This is a genomic window from Blautia sp. HCP3S3_C12 (assembly GCF_052064155.1).
In the GTDB taxonomy this organism is placed as follows: domain Bacteria; phylum Bacillota; class Clostridia; order Lachnospirales; family Lachnospiraceae; genus Blautia_A.
Genome location: NZ_JBQHWC010000008.1, coordinates 56,091 through 82,016, shown reverse-complemented (window position 1 = coordinate 82,016; position 25,926 = coordinate 56,091). Strand labels below are relative to the sequence as shown.

Annotated in this window: 22 protein-coding genes and 1 other annotated feature; of the genes, 6 read left to right on the top strand and 16 right to left on the bottom strand. The window is 43.2% G+C overall.

What is annotated here, in order from left to right:
- Positions 1–10 precede the first annotated feature (10 nt).
- The 3 genes from plsX to ACTNDS_RS08665 all read right to left on the bottom strand — a co-directional run bounded on the left by plsX (position 11) and on the right by ACTNDS_RS08665 (position 4,278).
- Positions 11–1,051 carry a phosphate acyltransferase PlsX gene (plsX, locus tag ACTNDS_RS08675; RefSeq protein WP_441035076.1) on the bottom strand — a complete coding sequence of 347 codons (1,041 nt, stop codon included), beginning with the start codon at positions 1,049–1,051 and terminating at the stop codon, positions 11–13.
- A 140-nt stretch (positions 1,052–1,191) separates the two neighbouring features.
- On the bottom strand, positions 1,192–3,018 hold the full coding sequence (locus ACTNDS_RS08670; protein WP_441035074.1) for an ABC-F family ATP-binding cassette domain-containing protein: 1,827 nt from the start codon (positions 3,016–3,018) through the stop codon (positions 1,192–1,194).
- Between the two features lie 447 nt (positions 3,019–3,465).
- The gene (locus ACTNDS_RS08665) at positions 3,466–4,278 is read right to left on the bottom strand and encodes a hypothetical protein (RefSeq protein WP_441035072.1); all 813 of its coding nucleotides are present in this window, start codon (positions 4,276–4,278) and stop codon (positions 3,466–3,468) included.
- Positions 4,279–4,526: 248 nt separating this feature from the next.
- Between ACTNDS_RS08665 and ACTNDS_RS08660 the strand changes: the two genes are divergently transcribed.
- Positions 4,527–5,249 (top strand): LytR/AlgR family response regulator transcription factor, encoded by a 723-nt coding sequence (locus ACTNDS_RS08660; protein WP_441035070.1) that lies wholly within the window; start codon positions 4,527–4,529, stop codon positions 5,247–5,249.
- Positions 5,250–5,293: 44 nt separating this feature from the next.
- On the opposite strand, the gene ACTNDS_RS08655 is transcribed toward ACTNDS_RS08660, so the two are convergent.
- The 7 genes from ACTNDS_RS08655 to pta all read right to left on the bottom strand — a co-directional run bounded on the left by ACTNDS_RS08655 (position 5,294) and on the right by pta (position 14,436).
- Positions 5,294–7,198 carry a sensor histidine kinase gene (locus ACTNDS_RS08655; protein WP_441035068.1) on the bottom strand — a complete coding sequence of 635 codons (1,905 nt, stop codon included), beginning with the start codon at positions 7,196–7,198 and terminating at the stop codon, positions 5,294–5,296.
- 52 nt (positions 7,199–7,250) lie between these two features.
- The gene (locus ACTNDS_RS08650; protein ID WP_441035066.1) at positions 7,251–9,494 is read right to left on the bottom strand and encodes a hypothetical protein; all 2,244 of its coding nucleotides are present in this window, start codon (positions 9,492–9,494) and stop codon (positions 7,251–7,253) included.
- Between the two features lie 133 nt (positions 9,495–9,627).
- Positions 9,628–10,980: an MATE family efflux transporter gene (locus ACTNDS_RS08645; protein WP_441035064.1), complete on the bottom strand. Its 1,353-nt coding sequence runs from the start codon at positions 10,978–10,980 to the stop codon at positions 9,628–9,630.
- 145 nt (positions 10,981–11,125) lie between these two features.
- Positions 11,126–11,308 (bottom strand): 50S ribosomal protein L32, encoded by a 183-nt coding sequence (gene rpmF / locus ACTNDS_RS08640; protein ID WP_008704709.1) that lies wholly within the window; start codon positions 11,306–11,308, stop codon positions 11,126–11,128.
- Between the two features lie 3 nt (positions 11,309–11,311).
- Positions 11,312–11,839 carry a YceD family protein gene (locus ACTNDS_RS08635; RefSeq protein WP_227218182.1) on the bottom strand — a complete coding sequence of 176 codons (528 nt, stop codon included), beginning with the start codon at positions 11,837–11,839 and terminating at the stop codon, positions 11,312–11,314.
- Between the two features lie 277 nt (positions 11,840–12,116).
- Positions 12,117–13,307, bottom strand: coding sequence for an acetate/propionate family kinase (locus tag ACTNDS_RS08630; RefSeq protein ID WP_173742980.1), 1,191 nt, complete (start codon positions 13,305–13,307; stop codon positions 12,117–12,119).
- Positions 13,308–13,425: 118 nt separating this feature from the next.
- Entirely contained in the window at positions 13,426–14,436 is a 1,011-nt protein-coding gene (gene pta / locus ACTNDS_RS08625; protein WP_019161337.1) for a phosphate acetyltransferase, read from the bottom strand.
- 154 nt (positions 14,437–14,590) lie between these two features.
- On the opposite strand from pta, the gene ACTNDS_RS08620 reads away from it, so the two are divergent.
- Positions 14,591–15,958, top strand: coding sequence for a tRNA(Met) cytidine acetate ligase (locus ACTNDS_RS08620; RefSeq protein WP_441035060.1), 1,368 nt, complete (start codon positions 14,591–14,593; stop codon positions 15,956–15,958).
- Between the two features lie 79 nt (positions 15,959–16,037).
- On the top strand, positions 16,038–16,826 hold the full coding sequence (locus tag ACTNDS_RS08615; protein ID WP_441035058.1) for a hypothetical protein: 789 nt from the start codon (positions 16,038–16,040) through the stop codon (positions 16,824–16,826).
- Between the two features lie 9 nt (positions 16,827–16,835).
- Here the strand turns inward: ACTNDS_RS08615 and ACTNDS_RS08610 are convergent, their stop codons facing one another.
- A complete protein-coding gene (locus tag ACTNDS_RS08610; RefSeq protein ID WP_173701971.1) occupies positions 16,836–17,249 on the bottom strand; it encodes a potassium channel family protein in 414 nt (137 codons plus the stop codon).
- Between the two features lie 94 nt (positions 17,250–17,343).
- Here ACTNDS_RS08610 and ACTNDS_RS08605 point away from each other — a divergent pair, with 94 nt between their 5' ends.
- Positions 17,344–17,880: an HdeD family acid-resistance protein gene (locus ACTNDS_RS08605; protein WP_441035056.1), complete on the top strand. Its 537-nt coding sequence runs from the start codon at positions 17,344–17,346 to the stop codon at positions 17,878–17,880.
- A gap of 18 nt (positions 17,881–17,898) precedes the next feature.
- On the top strand, positions 17,899–19,161 hold the full coding sequence (locus ACTNDS_RS08600) for a chloride channel protein (RefSeq protein ID WP_441035054.1): 1,263 nt from the start codon (positions 17,899–17,901) through the stop codon (positions 19,159–19,161).
- A gap of 83 nt (positions 19,162–19,244) precedes the next feature.
- On the opposite strand, the gene ACTNDS_RS08595 is transcribed toward ACTNDS_RS08600, so the two are convergent.
- From ACTNDS_RS08595 to ACTNDS_RS08585, 3 genes are all read right to left on the bottom strand, one after another.
- Entirely contained in the window at positions 19,245–20,039 is a 795-nt protein-coding gene (locus ACTNDS_RS08595; RefSeq protein ID WP_441035052.1) for an ABC transporter ATP-binding protein, read from the bottom strand.
- 3 nt (positions 20,040–20,042) lie between these two features.
- Positions 20,043–20,954 (bottom strand): ABC transporter permease, encoded by a 912-nt coding sequence (locus tag ACTNDS_RS08590; RefSeq protein ID WP_441035112.1) that lies wholly within the window; start codon positions 20,952–20,954, stop codon positions 20,043–20,045.
- A gap of 150 nt (positions 20,955–21,104) precedes the next feature.
- Positions 21,105–22,127 (bottom strand): ABC transporter substrate-binding protein, encoded by a 1,023-nt coding sequence (locus ACTNDS_RS08585; protein WP_441035050.1) that lies wholly within the window; start codon positions 22,125–22,127, stop codon positions 21,105–21,107.
- Between the two features lie 189 nt (positions 22,128–22,316).
- Positions 22,317–22,568: a binding site (T-box leader), on the bottom strand.
- A 214-nt stretch (positions 22,569–22,782) separates the two neighbouring features.
- Between ACTNDS_RS08585 and ACTNDS_RS08580 the strand changes: the two genes are divergently transcribed.
- Positions 22,783–23,871, top strand: a complete 1,089-nt coding sequence (locus ACTNDS_RS08580; RefSeq protein ID WP_441035049.1) for a pyridoxal phosphate-dependent aminotransferase — start codon at positions 22,783–22,785, stop codon at positions 23,869–23,871.
- 385 nt (positions 23,872–24,256) lie between these two features.
- Here the strand turns inward: ACTNDS_RS08580 and ACTNDS_RS08575 are convergent, their stop codons facing one another.
- Complete coding sequence (locus ACTNDS_RS08575; protein ID WP_173742971.1) at positions 24,257–25,621, bottom strand: PFL family protein; 1,365 nt, start codon at positions 25,619–25,621, stop codon at positions 24,257–24,259.
- Between the two features lie 26 nt (positions 25,622–25,647).
- The gene (locus ACTNDS_RS08570) at positions 25,648–25,920 is read right to left on the bottom strand and encodes an ACT domain-containing protein (RefSeq protein WP_019161327.1); all 273 of its coding nucleotides are present in this window, start codon (positions 25,918–25,920) and stop codon (positions 25,648–25,650) included.
- Positions 25,921–25,926: the final 6 nt, after the last annotated feature.

Below are 25,926 nucleotides of genomic sequence, written 5' to 3'. Positions count from 1 at the left end.
AGCCTGGCTACTACTCCTGCTTCTCTGCAGTCTTATCCGGCTGGTCCTCCAGAATATGTTCTGCGATTTTTTCATTAATCTTCTGCTGTTTGAACTGCACACACTGGAAAATAGCATGTTTGATCTCAATTGCCTTTGCACTTCCATGGGTTTTCACCACCAGACCCTTCAGGCCCAGAAGCGGTGCTCCTCCATGCTCACTGGCATCAAAGGATTTCAAAGTGGATTTCAGTGCAGGCTTGATCAGAAGAGCTCCTATTTTTGTCTTCAGACTGGTCATCAGTCCTTCCTTCACCTTCTGGATCAGTGCGCCGCCTACACCTTCATATAATTTCAGGATAACATTACCCACAAAGGCTTCACATACTACCACATCTGCATATCCATAGGGAATATCTCTGGCTTCAATGCTTCCGATAAAATTAATTCCCTTGCATTCCTTAAGCAGCGGGAAAGTTTCTTTTACCAGTGCATTTCCCTTCTCTTCTTCAGCTCCATTATTAACAATGGCCACCTTTGGATTTTTGATTCCCACTACATTCTCCATATAGATGGATCCCATCTTTGCGAACTGTACCAGATGAGAGGGACGTGCGTCCACATTTGCGCCACAGTCGATCAGCAGGGCCACTCCCTTGGTGGTAGGGATCAGCGGTGCAAGAGGAGGTCTCTCCACCCCCTTACTTCTGCCTACCAGTACCTGTCCGCCTACCAGCACAGCTCCTGTACTTCCTGAGGAAACAAAAGCATCTGCTTCCTGTGTCTTAACCAGCTTCAGCCCCACTACAATGGAGGAATCCTTTTTCTTACGGATTGCAAATACAGGCGGTTCTGCTGTCTCGATCACCTCTGAGGCAGGAACGACCTGGATTTGTTCTGTGGGATATCCGGAGTATTTTGCCAGTTCTCCCTCTATCACATCCTGTTTTCCTGTAAGTATTACTTTTATATCCTGTCTCTCAGTTACAGCTTCCACTGCTGCCTTGACAGGTTCTGCGGGGGCATTATCCCCGCCCATTGCATCTACCACTACCCTGACCTGTTCTGCCATGCTTTCTGCCTCCTGTTTCTCTCACTGTAATGATTCCGTTTCTGTCAGATCATTACTCTTCTTCCATATCTGTCAATAATCCATAATCTGTATCATACTAAAGAAAACCTCTGCAAGTCAATACTTCTGCTGTATTTTATTTACGCTTTCTGGGCTTGGATTCTCTCTGCCAGATCATTTAAATACACCCATCTGTCCATTTTTTCATCAAGCTTCTGCTGGGTGTTTTCTTTCTCTTCCATAATCTCCCGAAGCTTCATGGAATTGGTGGCATTTGCCTCCATGTCCTTGTCCAGCTTCTCCAGCTTCTCTTCCAGAGCAGCGATCTCATCATCAATGGTCTCAAATTCTCTCTGCTCCTTGTAACTGAATTTCAGCTTCTGGGGACGGTTCTGCTTCCAATCTGCCTGGGAAGCCTTCTTTCTGTTTTTATCCTCTTCACTGTCAGTAGCAGACTTTCCTCCCTGCATATCAGAGACAGCGCCTTTTTTATTTACTGCCTGGGCATAATCCGTATATCCGCCCTCATACTGAGTGAGGCGTCCCTCCCCTTCAAACGCAAAAATCCTGTCCACAATATTATCCAGAAAATATCTGTCATGAGAGACTGCGATCACAATTCCTGCAAAAGAATCCAGATAGTCTTCCAGGATTGTCAATGTGGGGATATCCAGGTCATTGCTTGGCTCATCCAGAAGCAGCACATTGGGCGCCTCCATCAGAACCTTCAGCAGATAAAGTCTTCTCTTCTCTCCCCCTGACAGCTTGGCAATAGGCGCATACTGCATGGCTGAATCAAAAAGGAATCTCTCCAGCATCATTGTTGCAGAAATCTTCCCATCTCTGGTAGGAATATATTCCGCTACATCACGGATATAATCGATCACACGCTGATCCGTATCCATATCCGGTACCTCCTGTGCAAAATACCCAATGCGGATAGTCTCCCCGATTTCCACATCCCCTGCATCCGGCTGTACCATCCCATCAATAATCTTGATTAAAGTTGACTTTCCGCATCCATTGGGGCCGATAATTCCCAGACGCTGATTACGCAGCACAATATAATTAAAATCATCCAGAATCTTCTTTTCGCCAAAGCTCTTACTGATGTGATGAAGCTCAATGGTCTTCTTTCCCATACGGGTTTCCACAGAATCCAGCTCCACACTGGCATCCCTCACAGGTGCCTTTCCATTCTTCAGAGCTTCCAGACGTTCCAGACGGGCTCGCTGCTTGGTACTTCTGGCCCTGCAGCCACGTTTCGCCCACTCCAGTTCCATGCGGAGCACACTCTGCCTCTTCCTCTCACTGGCAAGCTCCATCTCCTCACGTTCTGCCTTCAGCTCCAGAAATTTCGAGTAATTGGCCTCATAAGCATACAGATTTCCATGGGAAATCTCCAGAATTTTATTGGTAACCCTGTCAAGAAAATATCGGTCATGGGTAACCATGATCACAACCCCCTTAAAGCTTCTCAGAAAATCCTCCAGCCAGGTCACCATCTCATTATCCAGATGGTTGGTGGGCTCATCCAGAAGCAGCACATCACAGGGATTCACCAGCGTCCTGGCCAGCGCCACCCTTTTCTTCTGCCCGCCGGACAAATGATCAATCTTTTCCTCATGATCCGTAATCCCAAGCTTATTCAGCACATTTCTTGCTTCGCTTTCTGTACTCCAGTCCTTCTGCCATTTTCCTTCAGCCACATAATCCAGGATAGAAGCTCCCTGGGGAAACTCCGGCATCTGCGGCAGATAGGTAATCCGCAGACCATTCTGTGTGATCACCTGTCCCTCATCCGGCTCCTCCAGACCACCGATAATCTTTAAGATCGTAGATTTCCCGGTTCCGTTAATCCCGATAATCCCAATCTTATCCCCCTGATGCACTCCATAGGAAACATCATCCAGAACCGTCTTCTCGCCAAACACCTTGGAAACATGCTCTATATTCAGAATATTCATAAGTCCAAACCTCTCTCGTAATTTTCATTTTCTACCTGTTTTTACTTATCCGAAAACAAATTTGCACCTTATTATACCATTTTTCTCCCTTTTCTAAAACCCCCAGTTATCCAGAACATCTCCCTCCCAAAACAACTTTCGACGTTCAATACCCAGCGCAGAAAAATAGTTTGTTTTGGGTGCATTTGCAGGGTTCTTAGATATTCTTAGCCGTCAGGAATCTGCGTTATGAGCAATCTGAGACACTGTCTGAGCGCAGCGAGTTTGGCTCTGATTGCTCATGCTTTTAGCAGATTTATGACAGCTTAGAATATCTTAGTGCCCGAAACCGCACCCAAAACAAACTATTTTTCTGCGCGTCCCTTTTCAAAGATACGCAAAAAGCTCCTCTCCAGGCAAACCCGAAGAGGAGCATCCCAAACACTATTCATTTTCAAGAAAAGAGCATTAGTTCATCTCTGTTCCGTTCTCAACTGCATATTTCAGTCCCTGAACTGCAACTGCCAGTGTAGCTTCCTGTACAGTAGCACTTCCAAGATCACCCATATCCAGTGTCAGAGTATCATCATCATTTGCAGTCACACCAAAGGTAAGTGACATTTCAGATACTTCATCCTCAATAGTTACTGTTGCATTTTCCTCATCAAAAGTACCTTTGCCGATGAAGCTTACATAATTATCATCCTGGTCGATCACAAGCACTGAGCAGAAAGTTCCATCTTCATTTGCTGCATAAATAAAAGTCTCACCTGCTTCTGTCTCACCGGAATAGCATTCTGTAAGCAGATCACCCATATCCTGATAGGTCTTGTTGTAATCTGCCTCATCGCCGGTTCCCTCGTAAGGTTCCAGAGTTGCTGTCAGCTCCTCAGTATCTGGGTCATAAAGCTCCAGAAGATTTTCCTCTTCATTTGCCTGTACCAAATAAGATACCATATTTTCATCATCATACGTGCCGTCGTCATTTGCAAGCTGCATTACCAGCGCTGTATTCTCTCCATCTGAGCTCAGCGCATATACGCCTAAAATATCCTGTTCTTCATCCTTCCACTGACCAAAAAACGAATTATCTTTGTAGAATCCGTAGATATCTCCTGCGCTGTCCTTCCAGAGTCCTAACATTGCCTCTGATACATCCGCGACATCTCCGTCATCTGCTGCTTCTTCTGTAGTCTCCTCTGCTGCCCATACCGGAACAACCATAGAGCTTACCATTGCAGTAGCACAAAGACCTGCCATTATTTTTTTCCAGTTTTTCATATTTTTTTACCATCCTTTCTTAAAATGTGTGTACATATTTCTAAACTGAATTTCTATGTTCTTACTATAAAAAATTTCAGTCTTATTTTCAAGATACATGGGATTAAATGACATTTTTCATGAAATATGGAAAAATGAATAAATACTTATGGTATTACTTGCTTTCAGTAAGGAATCCGTACTTGAATAACTCATGAAAATACGCTAAAATACAAATTATGTTTAAGTTAATTTAGGAGGTACCCCTTTTGAATATTGCAATCCTTGACGATTCAAAGGAAGATCTGCGTCAGGTAAAATCTGTCATTTCTTCTTATTATGAATCCCAGAATACATCCGCAGACATCCATTTGTATTCCAGCGCAGAAGCTTTTTTTACTAAATACATACCCGGATTTTACGACCTGATCATTATGGATATTTATATGGGCAGTATGACCGGTATGGATGCAGCCAGAAAGCTCCGCGAAGCCAGGGATACAGCTGCTCTGATTTTTATTTCAAGCAGTGATTCCTTTGCTGTGGAAAGCTATGATGTACAGGCATCCTACTATCTGCTGAAGCCCTTTGACCCGGAGAAGCTTTGCCGGATCCTCTCAACGATCCAGTTCAGGCAGTCGCAGAATTCCAGATATATAGAGCTGATCTCCGACCGCACCCCTGTAAAGATTCCTATCAGAAGCATTCTGTACGTGGATACCTACCGCAATGCAGTTCAGGTACATACCACAGATGCAGGTATCATACGCTCCTACATAACCTTCCAGAAATTCGAAGAGCTTCTGGAGGGAATGAAATGTTTTCTCTCCTGTTACAGAGGCTGTATCGTAAATATGGATCACATCGAGAAATCCACAGATGAAGGCTTTGTTATGGACAATCAGGAGCTTGTCACTGTACGCAAACGTGGCTCCAACGCAATAAAAAAAGCATATCTGGAATACTTATTCTCTTCAGACTCTGATAAATAAGTATTTCCGATATGCCTTTCCCCCTCCGGGCAGTAACTATTTATTTACTGTACTGTTTTCACCGGCAGAAAGATATTTACTTTAAAAATACCCTCTTCTGTATTAAAAACTACATATCCGCCCATTCGTTGTACCACTTCTGCCACAGATGCTGTTCCGATTCCAAAGCCTTCATGCTTTGTTGAATAAAAAACTTTTTCTCTTCGCTGGATTTCATTGGAATATGGATTTGAAATCTCTATCAGAAGCTTCTTGTTCTTAACCTTTGTAAGCATCTTTACATAAGGCTTATTTTCCGGCAACAGATCTTTTACTGCATCTACGGCATTTTCCAGAAGATTTCCATATATTTTGCACAGATCTGTATCTGAAATGCCAATGTTCTGCGGCAGCATCATATCACATTCAAAAGGAATCCCTTTCTCTCTCAGTTCTCCTGCATAAAAATGGATCACTGCATCTACGGCCATGTTTCTGCAATAACAGATTAGCTTTTCCTCTTCTGTTATAACGGATGCATACTCCTGCAGGTATTCCATCATCTCCTGATATTTTCCCTGCTGGGTGTAAGACATGATGGTGCGCAGATGGTGTCTCATATCATGGCGCATCCTGCTGATCTCATCCACCTTTTCTGTAAGTTCCTCATAATTCTGTTTCTGTATCTGCAGTTTCTGTTCCATCTGACGGCTGTATTCTCTATAGGTAAGCTGAAATCTGTAAGCATTGGCAATCTCCATCCACAGAGTCAGTCCCACACTGGCTACAAGCACTGCTGCACCAATTTCCGTAAACCACCCGCCAATGATCGGCTCATATAATCTCCATATCCGGTCTGCTGCCAGAGACGCTGCATAAACAACAATTCCCACTAAAAGTACATTACTGTACTTCTGTTTTATCTCCTTTACACTTCTGAAAAGCAGATAACCGGCTGCTGCCCACTTCAAAATCTCTGTAAGCTCAGAGATCAGATACAGCCCTGTTGCAGACTGGGCCCTGCTGCACAGCATTTCTGCCACAAAAACCATCACTCCGGCTGCTGCGGCCACACCTGCAAGAATTTCCGGAATCCTTTCCTCACCTCCCAGGATCTTCTGTTGGACCATCATAACACCGGCAAACATCAGATAATAGAACAATGCCTCCATTCCATAACAAGGCTGTACTTTTACTGCAACAAAGGAATGCAGGATCGGATAAGAACCATATCCCAGCACACAGATACAAAGCAGGGCAAAAAGTCCAAACTCCACTTTTTTAGTTCGCATATACATATACACTGAAAAAATCAGGATAAAAAATGTAAAAGCCATAAATACCACAGCAATCATAAGTGACAACCCGCGGATAAGATTCACTTTAAAAGGAGAAGCCAAAACCGGCACATACTGAATTCCCGATGACACCGAATGTTTGTCTGTCACTGCGATCACAATCTCTGCAGTTCCTTTTCCCTCAAAGGTAAATACCCTGTTCTGAATCTGCTCCTGGTAATTGTCCGGATCCGGATTTCCCATCTGCCCCATCAATTCCCCATTAATATACAGCTTGTAAGCAGAAAAAATCTCTGTCAGGCCAATAGCATATTGTTTTTCTTTTTCAGGAAACACCAGGGTCATCCGATAGGTACCACTTCCAAAAGGAGATTTATTTTTGTCGCCCAGGTCCATTCCACCGTACTCGCCAATGGAAACATAACAGCTGTAGTATTTATCCTTCTTTTCCTTTATTTCCTGCGGTGTCAGCAATACATCCGGATAATATTCCCATTCCCTGGCAAGATAATGCACAGAATCATCATCAGGCACATAGAGGATTCCCTGAATGGCCTGATCTCCCCTGGCCGTATATTTGTTATCAAAGCAGTAAAACAGAAAGAATACGCCCATAGCCAATGCAAATACAGTTGCTATAAGTAGTAATGAATATTTCCAGTTCTTCTTCATTGCTGACACCTCCTTCTGTTTTCAGGTGCTTTGTTTGCCTTTCCACTGTCGCTTATCTGCGTTTTTTACGAATTGCAAAAATAATGGCAGCCACCACGATACATACTGCCGATAATGTAAGTATTATCATCAGAAACTGTTTGGCGGAATTCTCTGTTTTCTGCTCTGTCTTTTGCCCCGTTTCCTCCTCTGGCATTGGCTCTTCTGTAAAACCTATATCTTCTCCGTCTGAAACAGCTTCCACGCTTTCTTCATCCGTCTGATTTCCTATACTTTCTGACTTTCCATCTGTCAAAAAATAATCCCCTGTCTGGTTGATCTCCACACGGAGAACATTTTGCTTTTCCTGATAGCTCACTGTATATTGATTTCCCTGCACATCCTCCGCTTTTACTGTTTCAGGTGACTGGATTCCGCCAAACACAGATATCTGAAATTCCACCACTGTTCCCGGAACTTCTGTTACCTCCTCACCTCTGACAAAAATCCGCAGAGAAAATGCAGTTTCTGACGTTTTCTCGATTCCTATCTGGATTTCATCCTCTGCATTGATCTTCCATCCGTTCACTGTATCCGGAGAAAATGTTACAGAGATTCCCTGTTTCTCATACCTTGCACTTCCATTCTGTTGGATCATAAGAAGCATTCTCTTTCCACTGACTGCAGTAATGGTGTCGGTGCTTAACTCTGTCACAGAATTCTCTGTATCCGATATTTCAGCAGATTTTGCATCAGAAGCTTTGTTACTGCTGCTATTCTGTCCGTCTGTATTATTGTCTGTTCCGTAAGAATTGTCATAATGATATCCGGCACTTCCCGTATTCAGATTCTCTTCCTTTTCTCCCTGTACTACTTCTGACGAAGCAGGTGCTTTCTGCACAATGTCAGGAAGATCTTTTTCCTCCCTGTCTGAAAAATTCCGCTCATGCCAGTATTCGTTGACAATAAAGGCATCATTATAGGAAAAAGAATAAATTCCCGTGCTCCCATTCTCATAGACAGCACAGATCTGGTAGTTCTGTCCTTTCTTTAATATCTCTCTGTAATAAATCTGAATTCCATCAGAAGTCACTTCCACCAGGTCATCATCTATTTTCCAGTAATTCCCCTCATTCTCAGAAAGATAAACCTGTATATTCCGGCGTTCCTCTGTGGAAAATCCATCCAGTAGCACAGGAAATTCCAGCAGATCCACAGTTGGCATACTGTAGGTATTAATCTGTGGTTCTCCTTTTTTCTGTACAGAAAGATATGCATATGCCTCTGGCAGCACCAGGCTGTCAGCTACTTCATATCCTTCTGGGATTACAAATGATCCGGTTACCTTGTACACACCTTGTTTTTCCCTGTTTACCTGGCTCAGATCCCAGGAGGATTCCAGAATCAGCTCCGGATTCTCGGCTGTATTTTCAAATGTTTCAGCAGTACTGACCCTCAGTCTGATATTCTCCTTCAATTCTTTCTCAATCTGCTTCAGGCTTCCCCCCGTTTTTACTGCATAGGCAGCACATCTGCTGAGATATTTCTCATCTCCGGTATCATAAGAACAGATGATCTTTCCAGGCTTCTGTGTGTTTCCAAGCAAACTGTGCTGATAACCGTAAATTTTAAGACTGCCGTCTTTTTGGTATTGAAACCGCAGAGTATTGGTCTGCTTCTTTCCATTATCATAGGTTACCAGCAGGGAATAGGTATTACCCACAACCATACTCTGGTTAGATACATACAGCCCCTCCTCTTCACAGAGAGCAAAGCCCTCCTCAGTAAGATTGATCCACTGTCCGCTTTCTTTCTTCAGATAAGCTTCCATGGAATCGGAATTTTCCTGTTTCAACCAGGGAAATATATAGATTCCTGCCGCAGTCAGCCTGTAATATGTATTAATATCCGGTTTGTCCGGGTACTGCACAGAAACAGTTGTCTGCACCTGCAGACTTTCACTCTCTTCAAAAGCATACTCAGGCGAAAGTTTAAATACACCTTTCACTGTATAAACGCCTGCCAGTTTCATATTCACAGAAGAAACATCCCATAAAACCGGAATATGCAGTGTATCTGCATCTGTATAAACTGTATAGAAAACCTGGGACAGTTTCTCAGCGATCAGTTCGCTGCTTTTATTTATTTCTACAGCTACTGCAGGAATATCATGAGGTACGATCACATCATTTACCTGGATCACCGCGCCCCATACTGTGGTATTTTTTTTCATTCCCCATATGCCAGTCAGACACAGGGCTATCATAAAAATCAGAACTGTTATTTTCTGTTTTCTCATGCTTTTCCATACTTTCATTTTACGTTACTGCTCGATCTGTTATCTTTATTCTCAATTTCCTTTGTTCTTAGCTTACCTTATCTGGCGGATTTCGGCAACAGACATAGGATAAACTGCATTATTTCATGAAAAATGGTGTGCCGGAAAATGGTTAATTCTCCTTTTTCTTTCCCGGAAATTTCATAAAATAGTATACAATAAATAATACTGCCGTAATGCTCCAGGAAACCGGATAGCTAAGCATGATCGTATTAATTCCGGGATACATCTGTCCTGCTGTAAAAAGCCACAGAATCCTCAGAGAACACACTCCGCCACAGGTCAGGATCATAGGCACCAGAACCTTTCCGGTACCCCTCAGTGCCCCGGACAAAATTCCTATGATCACATAAATGAAATAGGACGGCAGTAAAAAACGACTCATATGAACACCGTGCCCAATAACAGCACTGTCTGTAGTAAACAGACTGTATATCCACGGCGCAAACGCATACATAACCGCGATCAGAGCCGTCGCTCCAACCATGCTCATAGTCATGCAGACACGCACGCTCTTTCTCATACGGTGATACTTTCCTGCCCCGTAATTCTGTCCGACGAAGGTAGTAATGGAAATCGCAAATGCATTGATCACCATCCAGAAAATGGCATCAATCTTTCCAAGTGTACCCCACGCTGCCACAGTATCGGTGCCAAGATTATTGACAAATACCTGAATCACAATATTCGAGATATTATACATGACAGATTCCAGTCCTGCCGGAATTCCGATCCTGAGCACTGAAGACAGCATTCTCTGATCAAATCGGATTTCTCTCAGTTTTAACACATAAATTTCTTCTGTCTTAAGCAGCATACCCACTACAAGCAATGCACTGATCACCTGCGAAGTAACGGTTGCTGCTGCCACACCTGTTACTCCCATACCAAAAACTACCACATACAAAAGGTCCAGAATAATATTCAACACACAGGTAATGATTAACACGTAAAGTGGTCTTTTAGAATCTCCCACTGCACGCAGAATAGAAGCCCCCATATTATAGATCAGATTAAAAATCATCCCTCCAAAATAAATATGAAGATAAATGGCCGAATCCTCCACAACATCTGCCGGCGTCTTCATAAGCAGCAATGCAGGTCTTGTCAGCAGAATTCCTGCTACTGTAAGAAAAATCCCGGCAGCAATGGAAAATGCAAATGCCGTATGCAACGCCTTGCTTACATTCTTTTTATCCTTTGCTCCATAAAACTGTGAAATTACAACTGCAGCCCCCGAAGAAAGGCCTACAAAAAATCCCACGATCAGATTGGAAATCTGACTGGCAGAGCCTCCGACTGCAGCAAGTGCCTGTTTTCCTACAAAACGGCCTACAACAATTGTATCTGCAGTGTTATAAATCTGCTGAAAAAACGTTCCAAATACAATAGGAAAGAAAAATAACAGCAATTGTTTCCAGATCACTCCTTCTGTAATCTGATTTACCTTTTCCTTTTTCTCCATTTCTTTTCCCTCATCCACATTTTAAAAATATTTCTGCATTTTGCCGCAGTCCGAGCACCATGGGTTCCATGGCATTATATTTTAACATACAAAAAAGCAGGCATCCCAAACGGGAGAACCTGCCATACTTTGCAATCATTAAAAATTAGTCTTCAACTTTAATGATTTCCTTTTTGTTGTAGCTTCCGCAAGCTTTGCATACTCTGTGCGGCATCATCAGTTCGCCACATTTGCTGCATTTTACAAGGTTCGGAGCGCTCATTTTCCAGTTTGCTCTTCTCTTATCACGTCTTGCTTTAGAAGATTTATTCTTTGGACAGATGGACATATGTTACACCTCCTTAAATTTACTAAATATATCACTGATAGCTGCCATACGGGGATCCTTTGGTCCCTCGACGCATCCGCAAGGACCGTCATTGAGGTTTTTCCCGCACTGGCTACAGATTCCTTTGCAGTCTTCTCTACATAAAACCTTCAAAGGCCAGCTCATCAGTACCTCAAGATAGACCAGCTGGTCCACATCCAGGTCCATACCTGTGAGATAAGAACTCTCGTCCAGATCATTCACACGGTCTTCATCCGTAAGCTTCATATCAAGTTTTCGCTCAATCTCTAAAGGAATCTCTGTGGAAACCTCTTCCAGACATCTGTCACAGGGAATACCTACGGTAATCTTACCTGTTCCTCTGATCTCAAGATTCCTGTCACCTATATTCGTAATCGTAAGCTCTATAGGCTCTTTTGCAAGTACCGGAAAGCTTCCTGACTGAAAGGTGATCGTATCCATTCCAAACTCTACAGTCTTCTGAATACGCATTCCTTCACTGGATGAAATATCTGATAAATGTATCTGCATACTTTTCTCCTATCCACACTTGTTTTATTATACATACCGCCTCTGCTTTTGTCAACGATAAATTAGAAAAATTTCACATTTTGTCAAGTAATATTCCTTTACGGCATATTTCCTGTAAAAAGCAGCGGATATTATCCCGTCTGAATCCGCTATAGGCACAGACAGAAAGAAAGGTGCTCCTAACAGATGCACCTTTCCTTTCTATAATAAATATAGTTTCATCCAACTATATTTCTCTCGTCCGGACACAAAACAGACACTTTATTATCTGTGAAAATTAAACCAGAGCTACTGTCTCTCTACAGATTGCAAGTTCTTCGTTTGTAGGAATTACAGCAACTTTAACTTTGGAATCCGGTGTAGAGATAACGATTTCTTCTCCGCGAACTCCGTTAGCTTCTTTGTCAAGTGTAACTCCAAGGTATCCAAGATAGCTTACAACCTTCTCACGTACAGGAATAGCATTCTCGCCGATACCTGCTGTAAATACGATCGCATCTACACCATTCATGGCTGCAACATATCCGCCAACGAATTTAGCGATACCATAGCAGAGAACGTCGATTGCGTTAGCTGCATCTTCGTTTCCGCTCTGAGCTGCATCGTTCAGATCACGGAAGTCACTGGATAATCCGCCGGATAATCCAAGAAGACCGGATTTCTTATTGAGAACGTTCATCATACCTGCGATGTCAAGGTTCTCTTTCTTAGCAATGAATTCCATGATAGCAGGATCAATGTTACCGGAACGTGTTCCCATAACAACACCTTCAAGCGGAGTAAGACCCATTGTTGTATCAACACACTGACCGTTTACAACAGCACTGATGGAAGAACCATTTCCAAGGTGGCATACGATAACTTTTGAGTTATCTTTGTCAAGGCCAAGGAATTCAACAGCACGTTTAGAAACAAAGCTGTGGGAGGTTCCGTGGAAACCATATCTTCTTACTTTGTAGTTCTTGTAATATTCCAGTGGAAGGCCATAGAGATATGCTTTTGCAGGCATTGTCTGATGGAAAGCGGTATCGAATACTGCTACCTGAGGTACTCCTGGCATAAGCTCGGAGCATACACGGATACCGATCAGGTTTGCCGGGTTATGAAGCGGTGCAAGATCGTTGCACTCTTCTACTGCTGCGATCACTTCATCTGTGATTACTACAGATTTGGCAAATTTCTCACCACCATGTACAACACGGTGTCCAACAGCGTTTACTTCTTTCAGGCTTCCGATAGCGCCTGTTTTGTCATTTGTAAGGGCATCCAGAACCATCTGGATTGCTTCTTTATGTGTAGGCATAGGAGCTTCTGTGATCTCTTTGTCACAGCCTGTTTTCTGATATACTAATCTTCCATCGATACCGATTCTCTCGCAGAGACCTTTTGCAAGAACTGCTTCTGAATCAGAGTTGATCAGCTGATATTTCAGGGATGAACTTCCACAGTTGATTACTAATACGTTCATTTTCATATTCTGCCGGCAATAAATTCCGAATATTTCTGCCAGCTTTTCCTTTCATATTATAATATCAATAAATTATGTAGTCGATAAAATAATTCTGCTTTACTGTCTGACCGAAATCTTATTTGTTGTCATCAGCCTGGCACTGTACTGCTGTGATAGCTACTACACCAACGATATCGTCTGCAGAGCATCCACGGGACAGGTCATTTACAGGTTTAGCGATACCCTGGGTTACAGGTCCGTAAGCTTCTGCTTTTGCAAGACGCTGTACAAGTTTGTATCCGATGTTACCTGCATCAAGGTCTGGGAATACAAGTACGTTAGCTTTACCTGCAACTTCGCTTCCAGGAGCTTTAGAAGCGCCTACGCTTGGAACGATAGCTGCATCAAGCTGGAATTCTCCGTCAAGTGCAAGTTCCGGATTCTGCTCTTTTGCGATCTTTGTAGCTTCTACTACTTTATCTACGTCAGCATGTTTTGCACTGCCTTTAGTGGAGTGTGAAAGCATTGCAACGATTGGTTTCTCCTGAACAAGAAGTTCGAAGGATTCTGCAGAAGATGCTGCGATTGCTGCAAGCTCTTCTGAAGTCGGGTTCTGGTTCAGACCGGAATCAGCAAATACAAATGCGCCGTTTGCGCCGTATTCGCAGTTCGGAACTACCATTAAGAAGAATGCGGATACAAGTTTTGTACCTGGTTTTGTTTTCAGGATCTGAAGACATGGTCTTAAGGTATCAGCTGTAGAGTGACATGCACCGGATACCATACCGTCTGCATCGCCCATTTTTACCATCATTACACCATAGTACAGATACTGGTTAAGAAGAATCTCTTTAGCCTGATCCGGTGTCATGCCTTTTTTCTGTCTTAATTCTACTAACTTGTCAATGTATCCCTGTGTTTTCTCTGATGTAGCAGGATCTACGATCTGTGCGCCGGAAATGTCATATCCGTCTTCAGCTGCACTCTTTTTAACAGCTTCTTCGTTACCAACAAGGATAACCTTTGCAATTCCTTCTTTTAAAATTTTCTCTGTAGCTGCCAGAGTTCTCTTATCCTCTGTCTCCGGAAGTACGATTGTTTTTACGTTTGCTTTTGCTCTTTCTTTGAGTGTGTCAATAAATCCCATGATTAAAATGGCTCCTTTCATATAGCAGTTCTGATATCCAATATCAATTTTCTATCAATTATCTGCGCTGTTTTCATTATAACTCCTGAAGCCTTGTATTTCAAGCATCTGAATGGTAGAATATGACATAAAAAAGTATTTTTTAAGATGCAATATGGTAAAAAAGAGAGAACTCTACAAAATTTCAGAAAGGAGCTTTCTGTCTAAATTTATGAAAACAGCAGGAATTATTGCAGAATATAATCCTTTTCACAAAGGACATGAATATCAGATCCGGTATACAAAAGAAAAGCTAAAGGCAGACTATGTGATTGTTGCCATGAGCGGAGATTATGTGCAGCGCGGCACTCCCGCTCTCATCTCCAAACACGTACGTGCAGAAATGGCTCTGCGGTGCGGCGCTGACCTTGTACTTGAAATGCCGGTATCCATCTCTACAGCAAGTGCGGAAGCCTTCGCAATGGGAGGTGTTTCCCTGTTGGACAGCCTTGGCGTTGTTGATATGCTCTGTTTTGGAAGTGAATCCGGAGAGATCAGCGCACTGCGAGAACTGGCTGAGATCCTTGTAGAAGAACCTGAAGAATATAAAAAGCTGCTGAAAAGCTTTTTAAGCGAAGGGCTGACTTTTCCGGCTGCCAGAAGCCAGGCACTGACAGAATATTTTAAAAATCCGCGCAACTTCAGCGGTGACGATTTTGACGGGGTACTTACGCCTCTGTTAAATGAAGTCACACAGATCCTGAATACACCAAATAATATTCTGGGAATCGAATACTGCAAGGCACTTCTCCGCTTGAACAGCCAGATCCGCCCTGTTACCATCCGCAGGGAAGGAATGGGGTATCATGAAACCACTGTCCCTGATGAACATTCCGCAGTAGCCTCCCCGGATCTACAGTCACCCACTGATTTCTTTGCATCTGCAACTGCTATACGAAATCTGATTCTTCAGGATTCCCCTGACCCGGATTCCCTGGCATCCCAGATTCCGGGACAGGCTTTTCCTGTTTTTCAAAAGGCTGTAAATTCCGGTGAATTTCTCACAGAAAATTCTTTGGACTCTATCCTCTCCTACTGCCTTATGAAGGAAAATGTGAAAAGCCTTTCTTCCTATATGGATGTTTCCGAGGATCTCGCCCGACGGATCATAAATCAGCAAAATCTTCTGTTGTCCTTTTCCCAGTCTGTATCTGTTTTAAAAACCAGAGAGCTGACTCAGACAAGAATACAGAGAGCATTGCTTCATATTATATTAAATATCCATACTGCGCCCACACAGATTCCCTTTGCCCGGGTTCTTGGTTTTCGCAAGGAAAGCAGTGAACTGCTAAGCCAGATCAAGAAGCACAGCAGTATCCCTCTCATTACCAAGCTTGCAGATGCACAAAATCTTTTGGACAGTGAAGGAAATCAGATTTTATCTGAAACTGTTTTTTCTTCCAATTTATATGAAAAACTTCTGTGTCTGAAAACCGGCAGAAAATTCTGCCACCAGTCCCAGAAACAGCTTATTATCATATAATTCTTGTTGTTTAAATCCGCTTATGTTAGAATAAAACAGTGAGGATAGGGATATAAAATAAGGAAGGAGGAAAAGAAAAATGAAAGCTAATTCAGGTTTGAAAAAGAATAGAACAAAGATTCAGATGGTGCTTAGCGCCCTAGTAATCTTATCTGTTGTACGTCAGTTTTTCCTGGGAAATTACCACAATATGTTTCTGGGAATCTTAACATTGATCCTTTTTATGGTTCCACAGTTTCTGGACAGAAAACTGAACGTCACAATACCACCGGGACTGGAGACAGTAATTCTGATCTTTATCTTTTCAGCAGAAATTCTTGGCGAAATCAATGCCTTTTATGTAAAAATCCCTATCTGGGATACCATTTTACATACTACTAACGGTTTTCTGATGGCCGCCATCGGATTTGCACTGATTGATCTTTTTAACCGCAGTGACAGGTTTTCCATTAAAATGTCACCGTATTTTGTAGCTTTTTTTGCATTCTGTTTTTCAATGACTGTTGGTGTTATGTGGGAATTCTTTGAATTCAGCATGGACTGGTTCTTTGGAATGGATATGCAGAAGGACTGGATCGTACCGGCCATCAACTCTGTGAAGCTGAATCCTACCGGTGCAAACGTTCCCATCCATGTAGATGTTCAGTCCCTGGTCGTTAACGGTGAGACCTGGGATCTGGGAGGCTATCTTGATATTGGTATTGTTGATACCATGAAAGATCTGATCGTAAACTTTATCGGTGCAGTAGTATTTTCTGTTATCGGTATTCTGTATCTGCGAAACCGCGGAAAAGGAAAGCTGGCAGCTTCTCTGATCCCGCAGGTACGCAGCAAGCAGGAAGAAGAACATTCTTCCAGAGATCAGTAAGATCCACAGTTACCGAAACTGGCGCACTTTTCTGGAAATATTCTCCAGTTCTTCTCTGGAAAGCTCAGGAAGTCTTTCCAGCTGATCCATAAACATGGCAAGTGTCTCTTTTCGCTGCATTTCCACCATCTGGGTGTAGAAATTAACCACTACCCCGGTAGCAATGGCAACTACAAAAAGGGAATAGATTGTCAGAAGAACGGAACACATTTTTCCAATGAAAGTAACCGCAACTACATCGCCAAATCCGGCAGTGGAGATCACCGCATAGCAATACCACAGTGCATCTCCGTATCGGTTAATGTCCGGTTCAACCAGCTGGATCACTGCTGCGATAGCAAAAATAAACACAATAAAACCAATGATAATTTTATCTGCGCGAGTCCGTTTTAACACACTGCCTAATACTTTAATTCTTTTCATGCACCTGTCCTCCAATGAAATAATCTATTATCTGAAATTAATTGAAGTATAGTATAAAACGGTTTCACTTGCAATATGAAAGGAGCTTAACAGTATGAAAGATAATAAAGCACTAAAATACCTCACTTTGATCACCGGAGTTTTAACATTGTTATTAGGAGTTTACACTCTTGTAAGACCAATGAGAACTTTTCTTGCCATCGGATGGATCCTGGGAATCCTTCTGTTTGTAAATGGTATTGAACTTGTAATCCTTTCTTTATCCAAAGAAAAGAAAGAAATCGGAGCATGTATTCTCGGTGTTCTAGAAGGACTTGCAGGTATTATCTTATTATTCAGCGGCATTCAGCGGTTCATCACAGACGTAATGGCAGCTTATATGGTCGGTGCAATCATTCTGATCTACGGTATTTTCCAGATTGCCGGCGGCACAAAGGTATATAAAACCTCTAAAGGAAAAGGTATCCTGAGCATTGTGTGCGGTGTTTTATCCGTAATTGTCAGCATCATTTCATTTACCCATCCTGTGCTTACCATGATCTCTGCAGGATATATGATCGCTTTTTCTGTTTTAATGCAGGGTATTAATATGATCGTACTTGGAATCAATTTCAGAAAGACCGAAAACTAACAAAAAGGTTATGACTGTATGAATAACACAAAAAGCCCCAAAAACGTATCTTTAAAAAATCAACTTGAATTGTGGCTGTTCTGCGCACTCATTGGTGCTGTTGCCGGTGCACTGGTATGGATCCTGCTGAAAATAATGGCAGTGGGAACTGAATTTCTGTGGAAATGGCTTCCCGGAAAAACCTCTGTTCCCTATTATACAATTCTTATCTGTGTAGCCGGTGCGGCAATTATCGGTATTTTCCGAAAAATATTCGGAGACTATCCCGAAGATCTGGAAACCGTTATGGAAAAAGTCAGAACAGAAAAAAGATACGAATACAAAAACATGCTTGTAATGATGGTGGCAGCACTGCTGCCATTACTCATAGGAAGCAGTGTAGGTCCCGAAGCCGGACTTACCGGAATTATCGTAGGTTTATGCTACTGGGCCGGAGACAATCTGAAGTTTGCCAAACAAAATACCAGAAATTATTCGCAGATCGGTGCCGCAGTCTCCATGAGTATGCTGTTTCATGCACCTCTGTTCGGCATTTTCGAAGTAGAAGAAAACTCTGAGGAAGACCTTGCAGCCTTAACAAAGGGTTCTAAATTATTTATTTACGGAATCGCGCTGGCTGCAGGCACTGGTATTTATGCAGGTTTATCTGCACTTTTTGGTGCAGGGCTTTCCGGATTTCCATCCTTTGATATGGTGGAACTCCAGAGAAAAGACTATCTGCTTATGATTCTGTATATTTTGTGCGGTCTTATCCTGGCATACTTCTATCAGGCAACACACAAGCTGACGGGAAGTATTTCCAGCAGATTCCCGGCAGTTGTCCGAGAGATTTTTGCAGGTTTATGCCTTGGAATCGCAGGTTCATTCTTACCTGCACTTATGTTTTCCGGAGAAGAACAGATGGGAACACTTATGAAAACCTATACCTCTTATCTGCCGCTGGCACTTATTGGCATTGCGTTTTTTAAGCTCCTGCTGACAAATCTGTGTATTCAGTTCGGTTTAAAAGGAGGACATTTCTTCCCTGTCATCTTTGCCGGAGTATGTATGGGATACGGCGTGGCAATGCTGACCTGCGGGCCAGACGGGGGACATGTGGTATTTGGAGCTGCAATCGTTACTGCGTCACTTCTGGGCGGAATTATGAAAAAGCCACTGGCAATAACCATGCTTCTCTTCCTCTGCTTCCCGGTTAAAATGTTTATCTGGATTTTCATTGCAGCAGTAGTTGGAAGCAAGCTTACTACACTTAAAGCAGAGCAGGAACCTTCTGCAAATTAGAACAAGTCTCTAAAAAAGAACCTGCAAAAAAAGAACCATTATATCAGACTATACAGCTGTATATAATGGTTCTTTTATTATGTTTATTTCTCTCCGGAAAGAAGAATTCGGTCATTATCCAGCATCTTGCCTGCACCTGTCTTAAACTTATCCAGAAGTCTTTCTACAGTCAGGCCGTTCTTTTCTTCTTCATGGATATCCAGCACAATGTTTCCTGAATCCATCATAAGGACACGATTTCCCAAATCAAGGGCTGACTGCATATTGTGGGTGATCATCAGGCAGGTAAGCTGATGTTCCTCTACAATCCGTTTCGTAAGATTCAGCACCTTTTCTGCAGTTCCCGGGTCAAGGGCTGCTGTATGCTCATCCAGAAGCAGAAGCTTGGGCGGATTCATGGTTGCCATGAGAAGTGTCAGCGCCTGTCTCTGTCCGCCGGAAAGAAGTCCTACCGGCTGAGTCATTCGCTTCTCAAGTCCGATATCCAGAAGCTTCAGTTCTTCATGGAATCGCTCTTTTTCCTGTCTGGACACATGGGAAAGCCATCCGCCTTTCCCTGCTGCAAGTGCCAGATTCTCTTCTATGGTCATTCCAGGTGCAGTTCCCCTCATAGGATCCTGATACAGGCGGCCGATGGTTTTTGCGCGTACATGCTGGGGCATAAAAGTAATATCCTGTCCATCCAGCATGATCATGCCGGAATCTGTAAGAAAATCTCCGCAGATTGCATTAAACAGAGTGGATTTACCAGCACCGTTAGAACCAATGATTGTTGCAAAATCACCTTTCTCCAGATTCAGGGATAAATCTCTGATGGCCTGTTTCTCGTTTACCGTACCCGGATTAAAAGTCTTGGAAATATGTTCAATCTTCAGCATAAATCACTGTACTCCCTTCCTGTGAGTCATTCTTCTCTTAATCTGCGGCCACTGTTTCTTCAGGTATGGACCTGAAATAGCCAATACAACGATCACAGAAGATACCAGTTTCAGCATAAATGCCGGCATGTTAAATCTCAGTGCAACCGTATATACCAAACGGAAAATAAAAGATCCAAGTACCATGCCTACGGCTCTCACGAAAATTCCGCCTCTGCCAAGAATCGTACCTCCGATCAGCAGGGAGGCCAGTGCAATGGTAACCATTCCCTGTCCGATATTGATATCTACGGATTTCTGTGACTGAGACAGAAGACATCCGGAAAGTGCTGTAAAGGAGTTAGCAACACAGAGACCTACGATCGTGGTAAACACCGGGTTAATAGATGAGGATTTTACCATATCTGCATTATTTCCTGTGGCTCTGATCGCCAAGCCAAGTCTTGTTCTCAGAAAGAATACAAGAAAAGCGATCACTATGATCACTGCGATAAGGGCAACTACAATATCTCCTCTGCCTTTCAGCGGTGTATTTTTCAGCGTTTCTTTCATCATGGAAAATACTGTATCTGTTCTGTTCATATTGATCAGGGAAGAACCTCCCATCACTGCAATATTCACAGAATAAAGCCCTGTATTAACGATAATTCCTGCAAGAAGACTGTCAACCCCCAGCTTTGTCTGAAGTATGGCTGTCACAAAGCCTGAGCATACACCTGCAACCATGGCTGCAAAAATAGATAAAAAAGGATGTCCGCTGACTGCCACTACCGCTCCCACTGCTGCTCCCAGTGTGAAACAGCCATCAGTGGAAAGGTCACAGACATTCAGCATGGAATAGCTGAGAAACAGGGCAAGAACTGTCAGTGAACAGATCAGGCCAAGCTTCAGCGCAGTCTCTCCCAGGGAGAGCATAGTCGCAATAGTCACGATAATTTCCTCCAATTTGTATTTATTTTATTACATTCAATGAACAGCAACAGAAAAACTGCTGCTGTTCATTTCAATTCAGAAAATATTTTGTTCAAATTCACGTCCGATCAAAACACAATCCAAACATCTTTATTATTTTTCTACTTCATCAAAGCTCTCTGCTGTAACGATCTCGTTTACCTGTGTGCATAATGGCTCAAATTCCTTTTTAACTGTGTCAAGATCAAGTCCCAGCCCTTCGCAGGTCTCTGTATTTACAGTTGCTGTACCATTGTCAAAGGTTTCTACCGGTGTTTCAGATGGGTCTGCACCGTCTACCAGGATTGCTGCGATCATATCTGCTGTCTTCTGTCCCAGATTTGCATAATCCACACCGTATCCAACGAACGCACCGTTTAATGCAAAGGAATCAGCTCCTGTATACTGTGGAATTCCTGCCTCAATAAATTTTTCATAAATAGAAAGCTCTGCTGTCATGATGGTGTTGTCTGTCGGGGTAAATATTGCATCTACCTTATCTGCCACCAGGGCATCTGCCGCAAGCTGTACCTCATCTGTTGTGGTTCCTGTACGCTCTACATATTCAATGCCTTCCTTGTCCAGATAATCCTTGGCTTCCTGGATGGCTGTAGTGGAAGCATCCTGTCCCACATCATAGAGAAGTCCGATTTTTTTCACATCCGGATTTACTGCCTGGATCAATTTCATAATAGAAGCTGTATCAAGATAATCACTGGTTCCGGTGATATTTGCTCCCGGTGCCTCCAGATCCTCTACAAGGCCACTTCCTACAGGGTCAGATACTGCAGAAAATACAACCGGTGTATCCGTTCCTTCTGTTGCGGACTGCATACGCATTGCTACAGGTGTTGCAACACCTACCATTAAATCTACATTATCAGCCTGAAAATCAGAAATGATCTGCTCCATAACATTGGCATCAGCATTGCAGTTATCATAAGATACCTCAAAGTTTACATCCTTTTCCTTGCCAAGTTCTTCCAGACGGGACTGAATATTGTCTACGATCTGGTTTAAGGAAGCGTCATCTACATAATTACAGATGCCGATCTTGAAATCCTGTGCCATAACCGGTGATGCCATCATCATAGTTGCCATTGCTGTTGCTGCGATTGCTAATACTCTTTTCTTCATAGTCTTTTTCCTCTCTCTACATCAATGATTCAGCAGCTCATAATATTTAACTGCCGTAGCCTCAGGGATATATGCCAATCCCCTGTTACCGTCTGTGAGAAAGAACTCCCGGATTCCTTTTACCGGATGTGCCAACTGATGTGAAAGCCGCTTTGTATATATAAAAAATCCGTCTCAAACAATGCATTTGCTTGAGACGGTAATAAGTATCTTATTATCGCGGTGCCACTCAAATTGACGAAACGTCCACTTTCTCATGTACAAACATACACTCCTGATTTATAACGGGTTCGGTTCCCGTCGGTGCCTACTCTCACGCTTATTAAGATTTCGGACCGCCCTCGAAAGGCCATTCAACAATCAGTCTCATGCAGCTTCCCACCACCTGCTGCTCTCTGTAATGATCCTTGGTTGCTTACTCTTCTTTCTCATCGGTTTTGATGTGTTTACTTTACCACGGTAATGCAGATATGTCAAGAGTTTTTTGAATTTTCTGCCTGAGGTTTAATATGATAATTATAGGTTCATTTTACCATCTGTCTGAATATATGACAAGAAATGATTTGTTTTTCTGGAAACAAAAGCACAAAAATGATATACTATATTTCAGATATCACATATTCAGAACTATTATAACAGATTGTGAGGCTTTATTATGAGTGCTAAAATAGAATTTCACGGAAGTGACATTGAGAAAGTCTGCGAGATTTACGGACTTCGCAGAGAAGATATCATTATGTTTGGGGCAAATGTAAACCCTCTGGGGCTTTCTGAGCATGTAAAGGAACAGCTTGCAGGGCGTCTGGATATCCTGTCTTCTTATCCTGACAGAAATTACACTTCACTTTGCAGCACAATTTCAGAATATTGCAATATTCCTGCTGAATTCATCCTGCCGGGAAATGGTTCCAGCGAACTGATCGCGTTGCTGATACAGGAACAAAATCCAAAGCACACCCTTATCCTGGGTCCGACCTATTCAGAATACGCCAGGGAGCTCTCCTTCTCCGGAAGTACACAGGAATATTATCATCTGCGCGAAGAGGATAACTTTGTCCTCAACGTAGATGATCTTTGTCACACTCTGGAGGGAAAATATGATTTTCTCATCCTCTGCAACCCAAATAATCCTACCTCATCTGCAATTAAGGTAAACGACCTGCGCAGAATCGTTTCCTTCTGCAATGAACGGAACATTTTCGTAATGATCGACGAAACTTATGTAGAGTTTGCCCCGGATATCAATGAAATTACCGCCATTAGCCTCACCAGAGAATTCCAGAACCTGATGGTACTCCGCGGCGTATCCAAATTCTACGCAGCCCCAGGCATGCGTCTGGGCTACGGAATCACCGGGAACCTGGAATTTCTCAAAAAAATGAAAGAAAAACAGGTACCATGGTCCCTCAACAGTCTGGGAGCCCTGGCCGGCGAACTGATGCTCCAGGACAAAACCTACATCCGCCAGACCCGGGACCTCATCCTCTCAGAACGCACCCGCCTGCTCAAAGCACTGGAGAATACTCCCACTTACAAAACCTACCCAACCTATGCCAACTTCCTCCTCCTGAAAATCCAGAAGCCCGGCCTGACCTCCCAGGACATCTTCGACACCTGCATCCGCCAGGGCCTCATGATCCGCAACTGCTCCTCCTTCGAATGCTTGGACGGCGAATACATCCGCTTCTGCATCATGCACCCCGAAGACAACACCCGGCTCCTCCATGTATTGGAGTCCCTTTAAAGCAAAATACTTCCTTTATTTATAGCAATTCTATAAAATAATGCAAACAATCCAATCCTTCATAGCGTGCAGTCCTGCGTCAGAATTTCTATAGTTAAAAACAGATACCAGCGGGGCGGAAAATATTTTGTCTGGGGTGCATTTGCAGGAGTCTTAGATATTCTTAGCCACCAGAAATCTGCGTTATGAGCCGTCTGCCTCACTGTCTGAGCGAAGTCGGAGGCGGAGCGAGTTTGACAGGACGGCTCATGCTTTTAGCAGATTTCTGGCGGCTTAGAATATCTTAGGCTCCGAAACCGCACCCCAGACAAAATATTTTCCGCCCCGCGTCCCTCTTGAACAAAAAAACCAGAAACTCCTTTTCCGAAGTTTCCGGCCTTTTTTATCAGTTTTTAAAGCTATGGATCGGCGCTGGAATCCTTCCGCCTCTCTGCACAAACGCATCACAGGAGAACTGATTCACCGGCATAATCGGTGCATAACCAAGCAATCCTCCAAATTCAACAACCTCTCCAACGCCCTTACCGATAACCGGGATCAGACGTACAGCTGTTGTCTTCTGATTTACCATACCAATAGCTGCCTCATCTGCAATAATACCTGCAATAGTGGAAGCCTTGGTATCTCCTGGAATCGCAATCATATCAAGACCTACAGAACATACACAGGTCATAGCCTCCAGCTTCTCAAGAGTCAGTGCCCCTGCATTTACAGCATCGATCATACCCTGATCCTCACTGACCGGAATAAATGCACCACTTAAACCACCAACTGCAGTAGAAGCCATAACGCCGCCCTTTTTCACCTGGTCATTTAACAGAGCAAGAGCTGCTGTTGTACCCGGTGCACCTGCATGCTCCAGACCAATCTCCTCCAGGATCTCAGCAACACTGTCGCCGATGGCAGGAGTGGGAGCCAGAGACAGATCCACAATACCAAACTTCACACCCAGACGCTTGGAAGCCTCTCTGGCTACCAACTGTCCAACACGTGTTACCTTGAAAGCAGTACGCTTGATCATTTCGCAAAGAGTCTCAAAATCCTTACCTCTAACCTGTTCCAGAGCAGTCTTAACAACACCGGGTCCGCTGACACCTACGTTGATGATCGTATCTGCCTCTGTCACACCGTGGAACGCACCTGCCATAAACGGATTATCATCCGGTGCATTACAGAATACAACCAACTTCGCACATCCCAGAGAATCCTGTTCCTTACTTGCCTGAGCTGTTTCCAGAACAATCTCTCCCATCAGTTTGACAGCATCCATATTAATACCTGTACGTGTAGAGCCCACATTTACAGAACTGCAGACACGCTCGGTTTTTGCCAGTGCCTGCGGAATAGATTCGATCAGAAGTTTCTCTGCAGGAGTCATTCCCTTGCTTACCAAAGCAGAATAACCGCCGATGAAGTTGACCCCAACTGTCTTTGCAGCCCTATCCAGAGTCTCTGCAATTGTCACAAAATCTTCTTTTGTCTTACATGCAGCACCACCGACCAGAGCGATGGGAGTTACGGAAATCCTTTTATTTACGATGGGGATCCCATATTCCATGGAAATTGCCTCACCTGTAGATACCAGATCTTTGGCGCAGGTTGTGATCTTGTCATAAATCTTTTTATTCAAGGTCTCAAGATCACTGTCGATACAGTCCAGAAGGCTGATTCCCATTGTAATGGTACGCACATCCAGATTCTCCTGCTCAATCATTTTATTGGTTTCATTTACTTCAAAAATATTGATCATTTTATTTTTCTCCCTTGTATGTTTTCTCAGATTCTGTGCATTACATTGAAGATATCTTCATGCTGGCAGCGGATCACTACGCCGATCTGATTTCCAAGGTCTTCCAGTTCTTTTGCAAGAACCCCATTATCTTTTTCACATTTTGTGGCATCTGTTACCATCATCATGTTGAAGTATCCCTGTACGATGGTCTGGGAGATATCAAGAATATTTACATTGTTGTCTGCAAGATAAGTACAAACCTTTGCAATAATCCCCACTGTGTCGTTTCCTACTACGGTAATGATTGTTTTTTTCATAAGTTC